The sequence below is a fragment of the Marinomonas sp. UCMA 3892 genome (genome assembly GCF_012726345.1).
GTDB lineage: Bacteria > Pseudomonadota > Gammaproteobacteria > Pseudomonadales > Marinomonadaceae > Marinomonas.
In genome coordinates this window covers 295,080-308,421 of record NZ_PTXN01000001.1, presented here as the reverse complement: position 1 = coordinate 308,421, position 13,342 = coordinate 295,080, and the positions used below count along the sequence as shown (strand labels likewise).

The window sequence follows — 13,342 nt, the reverse complement described above, 5'->3', positions numbered from 1 at the left end:
ACTGCTTTTATTTACACGCTGCCTTGGACAGCTCAACTGCACGAGCATAGACTTTGTAAGAAGGTAGGCCTTTCTTCTGCAGCTCATCCAAATACTCTTCAGTCGCTTGATAAAGAACGGGCTTCCACAAAGGATTCTCAGCACCATCTTCGATTACAGTAATTTTGTGACCCATTTCGATCGCTTGCGCACGGCCTTTCGCATCTAAATCATCAAATACAGTAGCGGCTTTTTTAGACCATTCCATACCAGAGTTATGGTCAATGACTTTTTTAAGATCGGCAGGCAGACGATTATAGAAAGACTTATTTATCGTCATGACAAAAGCCAATGTATAAAGACCACCAACTTCAGTGTGATAAGGCGTTAGTTCATTTAGACGGAACGTGTATTCACCTTCCCATGGCAAGGCAACACCATCAATTACACCGCGCTGTGCGGACTGATAAGCATCTGGCGCTGGCATACCAACAGGTTGCGCACCTAGACCTTCAAGCAACTTTGCAACCACCGCTGTTGGACGACGGATACGTAAGCCTTCTAAATCTTGAGGAACTTTGATTTCTTTATTTGTGGTATGAAGACCACCTGGTCCATGAGTAAATAAAAATAGTGGTTTGGTTTGATTGTATTCATTAGAAATAAGGCCTTCATCGTACAAAGACTGCACAACACAAGAGCCTTGAGCCGCATTCTGAGACACACCAGGCAATTCAACAATTTGTGTTAGCGGAAAACGATTTGCTGTGTAGCCTTGAACAGTAACGGTCACATCTGCAATGCTATTCTTCACGGCATCATATTGAGCTGGTGGTTTTGCCAATGTACTAGAAGGATACATCTGAACGTCGATACGTCCGTTGGATTCTGCTTCAACTGCCTCAGCCCATTTTATAAATAGTTTTTGGCTTGGATCAGATACTTCAGGAAAGAAATGGCTAAAACGCAAGGTATATTCTGCCGATGCATTTGCCTGAGCACTAACAATAGCGGAAGCAGCAACGGCCGTTATGGCAGCGTGCTTTATTATTTTTATCATGTTCAACTCCAAAAAGATTTATTATTGTGTTCGGTTTTTAAAAACTGAATAATCAAAAAATAGATTAACAATCTACCGTTCAGAAAGGTAATTGATTATGAATGTAAGGTATTGAAAAATTAGATAGAAACGTTGATTTTTTTTGATGCGGAATCGTTTTTACATGTAAAAAAATATCACAAAAAAAATCTAACCGATTGATAATTAAGTATAAAAAATCTTTTAAAACATATAAAAATAAAAAATCACACCTTTCATTTTTCGTGAGAAAAATTTCATTTTCATGTGTTAAGAGTGCTATTTTCACCCTATCTAATCACTGCAGCGAAAAACATGCAGGCCTTGCTTCACATAAAGCAATATTCGAATAAATGAAGAGACGTTTTAAGTACAGTCCTTGTCAACGCGACACTACTTTTTACCAGATCATCATATCCAGAACATACTATTTAGCAGCATGAAAGATATGCACTAACCTCTCCTAATTCTGTTAAACTGCGCGGCATTAAGCCACTCGCTGTGAGTGGTTTTACATATCATTAGGAACACCTGTGTCAAAATTCTTTTATCGTGGTAGACCCGATATCATGGGTAAGCATAACCTAGGCAATTATCAGCCTAAGCCTAAAGTGAAACCTGGAAGCGAAGAAAACCCACTGATTTTGCAAGTACAAAGCGCTGAACGTGAGCATGAAATAAACGCTATATTGACCGCTAACGGCTTATTTGCAGAAGTTCGCATTGACAGTGAGATGCCTGAGGATATTACGTCTTTAGACGTAGTGCTTAACAAACCTGCCCCGCAAATTGCGGAAAAAGCACCTCAACGTAACGACCCATGCCCATGCGGAAGTACCAAGAAATACAAAAAGTGTTGCGGCTAAGCTAGCCAAGCCCTTTATAAAGCGAAAAAAGCAAAACGAAAAAGCGGCCGTAATAAAGATTACGTGCCGCTATTTTTTACTACAAGACCGTGCTTATCACTTAAACCAGATCTTCATACGGCAAACCAACATATTGCATCGCAATAATACGGCGCCCTTCTTCATTATCCGTGTAAAAATTCAACTCCGAACTCATAAATTTGCCATGGGTTGCAGCGTCATTATCATGCTCATCGCCCTGACCAAAGTCGTGCAACATATTAGTCATCCACCATGAAAAACGCTCTCCATGCCAAACACGACGTAAACAAATGTCGGAATACTGAGAGATGCACTCTTTATCACCTTCTTTGTAAACACGAGTCATTACTTTATACAAAGTTGCTACGTCAGAAGCCGCCAGATTCAAACCTTTCGCCCCCGTTGGTGGAACAATATGCGCGGCGTCGCCAACAAGAAACAAATTACCATATTGCATTGGCTCACAAACAAACGAGCGTAGTGGCGCGATGCTCTTTTCGATACTAGGTCCTGTCACTAGTTTTTCTGCCACATCATCTGGAAGACGGCGTTTTAGCTCTGTCCAGAAATCATCATCGCTCCAATCTTCGACTTTATCAGTCAAAGGCACTTGAAGGTAATAACGCGATCTTGTTTCAGAGCGCATACTGGTCATGGCAAAACCACGATCTGTCTTACAATAAATCAACTCTGGGTTTACTGGTGGCGTGTCAGACAAAACCCCTAACCAACCGAATGGATAAACACGCTCAAACTCTTTGCGAGAAGATTCAGGAATGGTCTGACGTGATACACCATGGAAACCATCGCAGCCTGCAATGTAATCGCAATCCAACCTGTGTGTTTCACCGTTGTGTTCAAAAGTCACGTAGGGAGCGTCGCTTTTCACGTCATGTAAAGCCACATTACTCGATTCGTAATACGTGGTTAAACCAGCTCCATCACGGGCTTCCATCAAATCACGCGTCACTTCTGTTTGGCCATACACCATCACAGTACTGCCACCAGTGAGTTTTTCCAGCTCTATCTGTACACGTTTATTATTGAACGCTAACTCAACACCGTGATGTATTTGACCTTCCCGATCCATGCGCTCACCAACACCTGCTTCACGCAATAAATCCGTCATACCTTGTTCAAGCACGCCGGCGCGAATTCGACCAAGAATATACTCACCAGAAACGCGTTCAATAATGACATTGTCGATGCCTTGTTTTGCCAACAATTGTCCAAGTAATAGGCCCGATGGACCTGCGCCAATAATCGCTACTTGTGTTTTCATTTTTCTCTCCGATTTATTGTTATTTTCTCGACGTTGATTCAGTGATCAACGTGCTAGTAACAACATAATGGAAGATAAATAGAAAATACGTTAGGTAATTTATGATCAAAAAATTGTACTTTTTGATCATGAGTGATTTTTCACGCTGACCATTAAAATACAATTTAAAATGACTTTATGGCACTTTTAGCTTATAAAAACCTATAAATATGCATCAATCTGTACATTTCAGCCTCATAGAAATAAATAACTAAAAAAGTACATTTGTGTAACTTATAAAAATATGAAGAGTAACATGCAGAAATCTACTATCCCTCACTTTGGACTTTATGGCGAATCCAGCTGGATAAATGACCCAGAGTTTTTCCATATTGAAGACATAGAATCTCGCAGCGGCGACTTAGGTTGGAAAATCAACCCACATCGGCACGCACAGCTTTTTCAAATTCTGATCTTAAAATCTGGTGAGGCAAAAGTTCAACTCGACGAACAACAACACAAGCTACAAGGAGCATGGGCGATCATTGTTCCCGCAGGTGTCGTACATGGTTTTCGTTTTGCACCGGATACTGATGGACGTGTCATCAGTATTGCTGAGCCTCTGCTTGAAGATGCCTACAAAGAAAAGGCCGCAAAGTTTATCCAGCCATTGCTCAGTCAGGCTTGCTATATAGACTTTAATGGCCACCGCAATATGTTTTCAGAACTTTGGCCGCTAATTCAGCAGCTAGAAAGTGAGTCTTCACTGATACGCGAAGGCAGAGCTTTAATGAGTGAATATCTCATTAAAGCTATTTTATTGCTGCTCCATCGCCAACACGTTAACGGCGAGAGCAATGTCACCAACAAAACAGAAAACAGTCATGCACATCAACTCAAAGAACTGATCGAAAAACACTATCGAGAGCATTGGAGCAGTAATCAATATGCCGCTGCATTAGGCACCTCCACCAGCCGTTTAAATAGGCTCAGTAAAACCACCTTTAACCAAAGCATATTGGACTTAATTCATGATCGCGTTTTATTAGAAGCAAAGCGCAGTCTTATCTACACAGCACGGTCTGTAGAGGAGATCAGTTACGACTTAGGCTTTAAAGATCCAGGGTATTTTTCGCGTTTCTTTAAACGATCCACAGGCATCCCACCAGGAAAGTTTAGAGTCCTCAGTAATCAGCCCTCAATATGAAGTCTTTGAGCCATGACTATCATGTTGTCGTCATGTAAAAGTCATAAGGTGAATTTATCTAATCTATTAGCTGAAAATTGATCGTTTGCTGAATGATTGGTCAGAACCTAGAATAACAAGTGTCAAATATGACTGAACTTTTTTAGGAGAATCACTATGAAAAACGATCTTAAATATGATGCTTTCGGTAACCTTGATGCTGATTTCTATGTAGAAAAAGCGTACGAATTGCGCCGTGCATACTACGCAGAATTAACTAAAAAAGCTGTAGCAAGCGTTAAAGCATTCTTTGCAAAATTGACTGCTGGCCGCACATTAAAATCAGCTCAACCTCAGCACTAATATTTTCAACGCAAAGCTTTTACGTCATCTATATTTGACTGGTTTATTTCCGTTGTTGTTATCAGAAATCAACAGCCGTTATAAAAGCAAATAAAGTGCGACGCTAAAGAACCCAATGTTCCCGATGATCGAAAGGCAAGAATAAGAAATCGATCCGGTAACGGGTTTCTCTCCCCAAAGATTCTTAAAACCTTCAATTTCTCTAGCCCCCCCCCCCCTTAGCAAAACACTTTCGCCTCATATCTAGTCATCAAAGTGTCACAAATATGACATAAAATATCGATCTAGCCACTTTTTAAACCTAGATGTATCTGAGAGAAAATGAGCCAAACTGACAATACAGCTCTACTTGAGAAAATCCTTTCGAATGGATTAATCACGCCATACTTCCAACCTATTTACGATTTAAGTAATGGTGAAATATATGGGCATGAAGCACTTTCTCGTGGCCCAATGAATTCCACGCTTTTTTCTCCAGACCCATTATTTACACTGGCTCAGCAAGAAGGAAAACTTCATAAACTAGAGTTACTTTGCCGTGAAAAAGCCCTCTCAAAGTTCGCCAAACTTGAATTAAAAGGCCGTTTATTTTTGAACGTTAGCGCCTCTTTATTGGGGTCGCCTGATCATCAATCTGGTATGACATTGGCTATTTTAAATGAACTGGGACTGGATCAAAAAGACATTGTCATCGAGCTTTCTGAACAACACCCTTACGACCACAATGGCTTACCGCGCAGCAGTGTTGATCATTATCGTAAAATGGGCTTTCAAGTTGCCATTGATGACCTTGGTGTCGGTTATTCCGGTCTTCAGCTGTGGTCTGAATTACAACCAGACATAGTCAAAGTCGATAAACATTTCATTAAAGGTATCGACAAAGACGAAATCAAACGTGAGTTTGTCCGCTCGATTCTAACCATTGCTCAGCGACTTAATTGCATACTCATTGCAGAAGGTATTGAAACACAGCAAGAACTCGATCAATTGATTGAGATTGGCGTCACACTAGGACAAGGCTATTTTCTTGGGCGTCCTGTGGAAAACCCTGCTTTTTCGACTCATCCCTATCTGGTAAAACAAGCTCAGCGACGTTCGCAATTCCAAGTGGATCACGCAGAAACCGTACAAACACTGTGTCGTCCTACGCCAAGCTTGCAAGAAAACAGCTTATTAGAAGACGCATCCCAATGCTTTAAAAAGCAACCAGACTTAGTGGCTATTCCCGTGCTAAACCACAACAACGAGCCTGTCGGTGTGGTTCGCAGACATCAGCTACACGAGCTTTTTTCAACGCCTTATGGGCGCGCTTTATACGAACACAAACCGGTTACCAATTTACTTAGCAGTGATGTACTAATTGTCGAAAGTAATGTCAGCTTATCGAGTGTTTCTACCTTAATGACCAACCAAGAAGCCGACACACTTAACAACGAAATTATTGTGGTTCGAGAAGGCAAGTTTATCGGCACAGGTCATCTAAGAGATCTATTAAAACGTATTACCGAGCTAAAAATACAAAATGCCACCTACTCCAATCCACTAACCTTATTGCCCGGTAATGTCCCGATTCATCGAGAAGTCAGCCGTCGTTTATTAGCCAACGAAAACTTCTACGTGGCGTATTTTGATTTAAATGACTTTAAACCATTTAATGACTTCTTCGGCTATTCGATAGGCGATGAAGTGATTCAGCTGGTTGGTTCTTTAATCAAAAATCAGGTTAATCCAGATAATAATTTTATTGGGCATATTGGTGGCGATGATTTTGTAGTGATCTTTGGCGACCAAGATTGGCGACAACAATGCGACAACATTTTAGAAATATTCGAACAACAAGTTAGAAGTTTTTATTCAACAGACATCTTACAAGAAGGTGGTGTTTGGACGAAAAACCGCCAAGGCGATACCATGTTCCACCCAATTCTAAGCCTCGCTATTGGCGTGGTTCACCCTAACCCAAAACAATGTACCAACCATCACCAAGTGGCAGAACTAGCGGCCCAAGCAAAAAAATCTGCCAAGCAACAAGGCGGCAACCATATCCATCTGCAGCCTTATCTAATAACCCACGCACTTGAAACAATGAACTAGGGTTCATTTCACAACCCTGTCACATAAGCGCTTTATCTTTGAGATATACCCTTGAGGAGGCGCTTATGCAGACCACATTTCGATCCGTATTTATTTCCGACGTTCATCTAGGCACAAAAGCCTGCCAAGCGTTGCATTTATTGGATTTTTTGCAAAGCATCAAAACTGATACCTTGTATCTAGTCGGAGATATTATCGATCTTCAGGAAATGCGCTATAAAGCCTACTTTATTGATGCTCACCATCAAGTCGTTGAACGTATTCTCGACATGGCAAAATCCGGCACCAAGGTCATTTATATTCCCGGTAATCACGATGCCTTCTTTCGCCAGTTTGCAGGACAAACGCTTTCAGGGATTGAGATTAAGCTCAACGCTCGCCACAAAACTGCCAACGGTCGTACTTTTTACATCAGCCACGGGGATGAGTTCGATCAAATGGTAAAAATCAGCCCACTCATGCTTGCCATTGGCGATAAAGCCCACGGACTCATGTTGTCGCTGAATCAATGGATCAACGGTGTGAGACGCCTTATTGGCTTGCCTTACTGGTCATTGGCGGGCTACTTAAAAAGCCATATCAGCAAGGCAAAAGAGTTTATCGAGCGCTTTGAAACCGCTGCACTAAAATCCGCAAAAAACCACAAAGTCGATGGCTACATCTGCGGCCATATTCACTTTGCTTCGTTTCGCATCAAAGATGACATTCTCTATTGTAACGATGGAGATTGGGTCGAACACTGCACGGCATTAACCGAATCCACCGCAGGGGAAATGAGCCTGATACATTGGTCGGAAAACCCAAGAGTCTTGGCGACAGAACCAAAAGAAGAGAATTGGGACGTATCGCCGATTCCTGCTAGGAACTAAAACAAAAGAGACTCTGTGAAAAATCAGCCGCTTTTGCTATTTCTGCGTAGACGAGAAACCAGTGCTTCCGTCTAAAGAGCTAATTTTTTATCTATCCCTATTTTGTTTATAGATGGCTCTCGATCCATAACTTATTTTTGCTTAAACCATCTAAGGTGTAGAGATGAAAATAAATGTTCTCGATAGCCAGACTTTCAATCTGCTGAACCAGCTCCAAGTATAGAGTATCGGTTTGTGCGTCTAACTGCTGATAAATAGTACTCATCTCGTATTTAACGAATGAAGCTTCAGAAATATGAACACCAAAAAGTTTGGCGAAATGACGTAAGGTTTTAACCCTCGTTGGGCAAGGCACTCCGATCCTAATGGGCTCAACTATTCCCATTGCTCTGACTTCCTGAACCCAGCGAATAATATTCGCAGCACAAAAAGCCAGCTGGGTCGTGATCTCCACCTTAAACTGATGCTCCCTAAGATAGTCGACCTTCCATTTTAAAGACGAAATTAACTGATGAGACGCTATTTTGGGGTGCCCTTCCGGATAGCCTGCTATGACAACGCTCTCAACATCGCAAGTCTTTAATATGTCGCTCTTAAGAAGTTCTAATGAACTTTCGTAAGGCCCCTCAGGAACCTCTGGATCTCCGCCTACAAGCATTATTCGCTTATTTTTAGAATGTGCCATAAGCTCACCCAAGAAATAATCCAGGTCTGCTTTCGACTTAATCCTTCTGGAAGAAATAATAGGCGTAGGTTCTAGGCCTAATGCTCTGATAGAAGCAGCAGCATTGACTCGCTGTTCATGAGATTCATTGCCAAGAAAAGCGATATTCACAGGCGTATTTGGTGGTAATATACTGGCTACAGAAAAGAGCTCATTTATACTTTTAGCCGTGGTTTCAAGACTAAATTTAGGCATGATAATAGTCATTATATATCCTAAAAAACAAGGTATCGTAAAATAAGACTGTAATGCTATTTCTATTTAGGCAGTAGGTACAGATGTTAAATAAAAAGATAATGACAGATAACTTTATTCTTAAGGCAGCAACCCCACCTAATAATAAATAAAAGATAAGATGAGTATTAAAACTTATTTTCATCTTGTCCAAGATTGGGAATTTTCACTAATTTCTTCGATATCATCACCTAATTCATCTTCGAGATAACACAAACGATCTTTTGGTATCTCTTCAACCACTTCATCAACTTCTTTTTTATTTCAACTAAATAGGTAGAAGAGCCTTGATACCACGAACTATCTTTATCGATTTCAGATTTTCGCTTAGCGATTTTTATCAATATTATGAATTCTATTGACCATGATAAAAATAATATCTCACTAATACAAAGACAGAAAAGCCAAATGAAAAACGTTTTTCATCTGGCCTTATATTTACAGGGTTTAAAAGTCACCTAACAATTATAGACAGTATTCGTTACTTGCTTGCCTCTTTAAACACTGCGTTTTTCTGTTCAATACAGTACAAACAACATAAATAATAGCGCATGTTAAAAAGCATCCTCCGACGTATAACCATCCCCCACCAGATAGAAGAATTAATGGAGACATAGTAATAACCATCATTTCCAAAGGAGCCGTCATGATATATGCAAAACCAAACTCATCTAATGTTTTGCTTTCTGATTTAGGGTCAACGATCCGCAGTAAAGCAATGCCCATCGCCACAGTTCCAGTAAACCACCCCCAACCAAATATACTTTTCTCAAAACAGAACTGAGCATAAAATTTTGGTGAGATGTATTTCAGCATGACATAACTGAACCACACACCAAACACCATAAGTAACGCCAATGGGGCGAAGTACTGCCCAGCAACTGCCAGATTAATTGAGGCAATCCCAAACACCACTAGCATATCCGTGGATGCTCCCCCAATACTATTAATCACGCTAGGGTTAATATAGGGTTTCACCTTTAACTTACTTAACAATGAATTCACAACCAGTCCAATTATGAATGCTAATGCAAAGGTTGGAGCAGGAAAATCAAACACTTCCTTGATAGCCGCTTGGCACCAGAAACTCAGCCCAGAGACAATCAGCACCATAACCCCATGGAATAACAAAGGGTCAATCGTCATTGAGGAAACAGTTTCCAAGTCTGTTTTAACACGTTTCTCATCAGGGACTAAACCTGTCCGTAGCTCCACCGACAAACTGTCGAAATCGCTTATAAAATTACTTTTTCCACGCTTAACATTTTGACGAATGATCCAAACACCACCCAATATAGAAACTAAAACCCCAATCGTGGCTGATGTCATTGCTAGTGATGTCGCACCAGCCCAACCATTACTTTCAAAGATCCCTCCAACAGCGGCAGCAGTACCATGTCCACCAATAAAGCCAGCACCTAAAAGCAAACCAAAACCATCTGGTATATCTGGCCAAATACGTTGCAGGATCAGCAAGGTTAAAAACACGCCACCGCTATACATACCAATCATACCTATGGCACTGTAAGACCACATATTCCCCGCACGTTTAACCGCAGTAGAGAATTTAAACTTACCTGAGTTAAGAGCTAATGAGCCAAAAATAAAAGTAATCAGAATACCTGGGTACTGTGCAATATTGCTCGAAAGAGGTAACCAAGAAAGGCCATTTGGACCAAGTAATAATGCAAGTAGCCCAGCTATAATACTTGCGGGTAAAAACAATTTTTGAACCCAAAGGATATGTGCGCGTAATGCCACACCGACTAACAATAATATGGCAACAAACGCTGAATCGCTCACCAAATTAACCAAAGAAATATCCATGTTCAAATCCTTTGTATTATTTTATAGGAGTGTTATCTAAAACTATGACTTTTAGTTGAAAATCATAATGATAATTACCAAGGCTTTATAAAACAGACTGTTATCTTTTGGACCATTTTAACCCCCTACATTTTTATTATGACTTGTCATTAAACACAATTGAGGTGATAAATTGCTTGGCAATCAATGCCTGTAAATTGTCATTTTCTGCCAACATTTAGAAAAACACATATATCCGCTGCCTTCTAGAAGTTAGCAGGAATAGAAGACGTACCAGACTACCGTGATGTAAACCGCACTCTTCCTCCCCCCATTTGGTTTAGGTCATGTAGTCGGCAGTCTCTGCCTTGGTAGGCGATTTGTGCGAGTAGTAATTCTGCGGTGGCTAAGGCGTCGGTTAGGGCGTCGTGTCCTTGATAATCAGGTAATCCGTAGCGTTCTCGGCAGGCGCCAAGGCGAAAGCCACCGTCTTGAATAGGTTGCTGGGATCGGTTGGCTTTGGTGCGTTCAATGGCAAGTGTATCTAGCCAGCTGACCGAAAAACTGGGCAAGGCTTCGGTTTGCCAAGCGTGTTTTAAAAAGCCCAGTTCCATTGGTGCGTGATGCATAACTAAGACGCGTTCGCGAAGTAAATGCCGCAAGTAACGCAGTACGCTTTCTTGTTTTTTGCCTTGTTGCTGAACATCCGAGTCGGTAATCATGTGAATACCAACGCTGTCACCAATTTGTGCGCTATCCAACACAATATGCCGTGCTGTATCCAGTTCAATCACACCTTTGTGAATACACACCCAACCAAAGCTGACAATATGGTCTTGCTTTGGATCTAACCCTGAAGTTTCGATATCCAATACGAGATAATCCCATTCCGACCAAGCACGTTTAACGGATTGTCGCGACACGTGCCACGCACTGAGCTTTTGCATGAGCGCAAACGACATCTAGCTGTATCCTCTTAAAAACCGCTGCTGTGCAACGTCTTGTACATCACTGATGATGCTAAACGTCATTTTCAGATGTTTGCGTTCTAACGAACTCAAGTCTTTCGGATCTAAGTAAGCGCTGGCTTTGCCTGCTGCTTGCCAGTGACGTCCTTGAGCCTCTAAGCGCAAGCCATTGAGTTTGTCCCATGCGTCCATGAGGTTTCGAGCGGTATCGACGCTGATGAGTTTTTCTCGGATGGCTTGCTCTAATCGATCCAAGGTACCAGCTCGATAGGTCTTGCATGACAAGCCATACAAGCGAGCTAAATCATTGATCAAGGCCAAACCTTGGTGTTTCAAATCCAATTGATTTTTGTGTTCACCAGAGGATTCCAATACAAAATGACGGAAGAAACCCAATGGCGGTTTGCTTGCCAAAGCGGTGCGCGTCAGGGTAGCTAAAAACACGCTGTTTTTGCTCACCTCTAACTGCATAGCTTCGATCAAATTGTTAACCGCATCACCTTGCCTACTTCCCGAGTCATACACACAACGAATATCGAAAAAGATACTGGCGTGAAGCAATGCACTGGGCGCACTGCTTTTAATCCATTTTTCAAACGCTTGTCGCCAACCGTCTTGGCTGAGACGCCACTCAGGGTTACTTGCCATGATGTTGCCAGGGCAAAGACGAATACCACATTGCGCCAAACCTTGGCAGATAAACTCGGCTAAATCAGCAAAATACTGGCTCTCTTTGGTGCTTGGCTCCCGCTCTAACATCAAGCCGTTATCTTGGTCGCTGCCCAAAGATTGATCGCGTCGCGCTTGCGAACCAAACACTAAAAACTGAAACGTCATGGGTGCTGGGCCAAATTTTTCCAAGGCCAATTCGATCACTCGGCGTGTTAGATTGTCGCTCACGGTTGCCAAGACTTTGCCCACGTCGGCGGGTTTCATATCGGTCACAATCAAGTTCATGATCAAAGCGGGCCATTGTTTGCACACACGAGCCAAATCTTCAATGGAGGACTGACGGTGAATCTGATTAATCAACAAGAGTGGGCTGAGTTCTTGATGTCGCAATAAATCCGCGGCCGTGAGCATGCCAACGGCTCTTTGCTCTTCATCGACAATGGGCAAGTGATGAATATTGCTTTCGCTCATTAAGGTTTGCGCTTGCATGACCAACGCATCGGGACGCAAATTCACCGGATCTTGTGTCATTACGTCTTTTACCAAAGAATCAGCCGAGCCGCCCAAAGCCAAAATACGCGAACGTAAATCTCGATCCGTGACTATGCCAGACAGCTTTTTATCTTCTACCACAAGAATAGAGCTGACCCGTGCTTCGGTCATGCGTATGGCAATAGTTTGCACACTTTCTTCTGGGGAAGCTTGGATCAATTGTCGCGTCATTATGTGTGCAACGGGTGTCGATAATTGCAATGCGGGGGAGGCTAATTCGTTACTTTGGCTACGAGAAAGTTTACGTAAACGATTGTGCCTAGTGTGTTCAAAGAAGAGCTCAAAGGCTTCACTCTTTTCCAGCGTTTCCTTGAAACTAATTTTATCGAAGCGGTACACCAAGCTGTCTTCCATGGCGACTACTTGCAACCCATCTGGATTTTGCGCCATAAGGCTAGATATACCAAAGCATTCACCGTCAGCAATTTGATCCACCAGCCCACCTTTGGGAGTGCGGATCTCGCAAGCACCACGACGAATCAAATGCACGGTCGCGGCTTCATCTTTTAAGGTCAAAGTTTGCCCCTGACGAACGTACAGCATAGAAACGCCCATCAGTAATTGCCTGCGCTCAGGCAAACTTAAGCTCGAAAAGGGAGGAATCGTTTCAATGAACTTATGGACTTCAGGAATATCTATCGCAGCCATTTTATTGTTCTCTTTTTTTCA

Annotated in this window: 12 protein-coding genes; 5 read left to right on the top strand and 7 right to left on the bottom strand. The window is 42.0% G+C overall.

What is annotated here, in order from left to right:
* Window positions 1–7: 7 nt before the first annotated feature.
* On the bottom strand, window positions 8–1,039 hold the full coding sequence (locus B6N13_RS01600) for a TRAP transporter substrate-binding protein (protein ID WP_011978538.1): 1,032 nt from the start codon (window positions 1,037–1,039) through the stop codon (window positions 8–10).
* 551 nt (window positions 1,040–1,590) lie between these two features.
* Here B6N13_RS01600 and B6N13_RS01595 point away from each other — a divergent pair.
* Window positions 1,591–1,923 carry a PBPRA1643 family SWIM/SEC-C metal-binding motif protein gene (locus B6N13_RS01595; protein ID WP_011978537.1) on the top strand — a complete coding sequence of 111 codons (333 nt, stop codon included), beginning with the start codon at window positions 1,591–1,593 and terminating at the stop codon, window positions 1,921–1,923.
* 100 nt (window positions 1,924–2,023) lie between these two features.
* Here the strand turns inward: B6N13_RS01595 and pobA are convergent, their stop codons facing one another.
* Window positions 2,024–3,226: a 4-hydroxybenzoate 3-monooxygenase gene (pobA, locus tag B6N13_RS01590; protein ID WP_169458249.1), complete on the bottom strand. Its 1,203-nt coding sequence runs from the start codon at window positions 3,224–3,226 to the stop codon at window positions 2,024–2,026.
* A 295-nt stretch (window positions 3,227–3,521) separates the two neighbouring features.
* Between pobA and B6N13_RS01585 the strand changes: the two genes are divergently transcribed.
* The 4 genes from B6N13_RS01585 (at window position 3,522) to B6N13_RS01570 (ending at window position 7,717) form a co-directional block, all read left to right on the top strand.
* Window positions 3,522–4,412, top strand: a complete 891-nt coding sequence (locus B6N13_RS01585) for a helix-turn-helix domain-containing protein (RefSeq protein ID WP_248280190.1) — start codon at window positions 3,522–3,524, stop codon at window positions 4,410–4,412.
* A 156-nt stretch (window positions 4,413–4,568) separates the two neighbouring features.
* A complete protein-coding gene (locus B6N13_RS01580) occupies window positions 4,569–4,754 on the top strand; it encodes a hypothetical protein (protein ID WP_048813903.1) in 186 nt (61 codons plus the stop codon).
* Between the two features lie 321 nt (window positions 4,755–5,075).
* The gene (locus B6N13_RS01575) at window positions 5,076–6,848 is read left to right on the top strand and encodes a GGDEF domain-containing protein (RefSeq protein ID WP_011978534.1); all 1,773 of its coding nucleotides are present in this window, start codon (window positions 5,076–5,078) and stop codon (window positions 6,846–6,848) included.
* 65 nt (window positions 6,849–6,913) lie between these two features.
* A complete protein-coding gene (locus tag B6N13_RS01570; RefSeq protein ID WP_169458247.1) occupies window positions 6,914–7,717 on the top strand; it encodes a UDP-2,3-diacylglucosamine diphosphatase in 804 nt (267 codons plus the stop codon).
* A 106-nt stretch (window positions 7,718–7,823) separates the two neighbouring features.
* On the opposite strand, the gene B6N13_RS01565 is transcribed toward B6N13_RS01570, so the two are convergent.
* The 5 genes from B6N13_RS01565 to B6N13_RS01545 form a co-directional block, all read right to left on the bottom strand.
* A complete protein-coding gene (locus B6N13_RS01565; RefSeq protein WP_169458246.1) occupies window positions 7,824–8,648 on the bottom strand; it encodes a methylenetetrahydrofolate reductase in 825 nt (274 codons plus the stop codon).
* Between the two features lie 168 nt (window positions 8,649–8,816).
* Complete coding sequence (locus B6N13_RS23255) at window positions 8,817–8,918, bottom strand: hypothetical protein (RefSeq protein WP_011978531.1); 102 nt, start codon at window positions 8,916–8,918, stop codon at window positions 8,817–8,819.
* Between the two features lie 222 nt (window positions 8,919–9,140).
* Window positions 9,141–10,502: a sodium/glutamate symporter gene (locus B6N13_RS01555; protein WP_169458245.1), complete on the bottom strand. Its 1,362-nt coding sequence runs from the start codon at window positions 10,500–10,502 to the stop codon at window positions 9,141–9,143.
* A gap of 278 nt (window positions 10,503–10,780) precedes the next feature.
* Window positions 10,781–11,443, bottom strand: a complete 663-nt coding sequence (locus B6N13_RS01550) for a 3'-5' exonuclease (RefSeq protein WP_011978529.1) — start codon at window positions 11,441–11,443, stop codon at window positions 10,781–10,783.
* The gene (locus B6N13_RS01545) at window positions 11,444–13,321 is read right to left on the bottom strand and encodes a DUF294 nucleotidyltransferase-like domain-containing protein (RefSeq protein WP_169458244.1); all 1,878 of its coding nucleotides are present in this window, start codon (window positions 13,319–13,321) and stop codon (window positions 11,444–11,446) included.
* Window positions 13,322–13,342 lie beyond the last annotated feature (21 nt).

Bases quoted from the DNA above. Each gene is read 5' to 3' on its own strand.
- B6N13_RS01600 (WP_011978538.1), bottom strand. From the start codon at position 1,039: ATGATAAAAATAATAAAGCACGCTGCCATAACGGCCGTTGCTGCTTCC.
- pobA (WP_169458249.1), bottom strand. From the start codon at position 3,226: ATGAAAACACAAGTAGCGATTATTGGCGCAGGTCCATCGGGCCTATTA.
- B6N13_RS01585 (WP_248280190.1), top strand. From the start codon at position 3,522: ATGCAGAAATCTACTATCCCTCACTTTGGACTTTATGGCGAATCCAGC.
- B6N13_RS01580 (WP_048813903.1), top strand. From the start codon at position 4,569: ATGAAAAACGATCTTAAATATGATGCTTTCGGTAACCTTGATGCTGAT.
- B6N13_RS01575 (WP_011978534.1), top strand. From the start codon at position 5,076: ATGAGCCAAACTGACAATACAGCTCTACTTGAGAAAATCCTTTCGAAT.
- B6N13_RS01570 (WP_169458247.1), top strand. From the start codon at position 6,914: ATGCAGACCACATTTCGATCCGTATTTATTTCCGACGTTCATCTAGGC.
- B6N13_RS01565 (WP_169458246.1), bottom strand. From the start codon at position 8,648: ATGACTATTATCATGCCTAAATTTAGTCTTGAAACCACGGCTAAAAGT.
- B6N13_RS01555 (WP_169458245.1), bottom strand. From the start codon at position 10,502: ATGGATATTTCTTTGGTTAATTTGGTGAGCGATTCAGCGTTTGTTGCC.
- B6N13_RS01550 (WP_011978529.1), bottom strand. From the start codon at position 11,443: ATGTCGTTTGCGCTCATGCAAAAGCTCAGTGCGTGGCACGTGTCGCGA.
- B6N13_RS01545 (WP_169458244.1), bottom strand. From the start codon at position 13,321: ATGGCTGCGATAGATATTCCTGAAGTCCATAAGTTCATTGAAACGATT.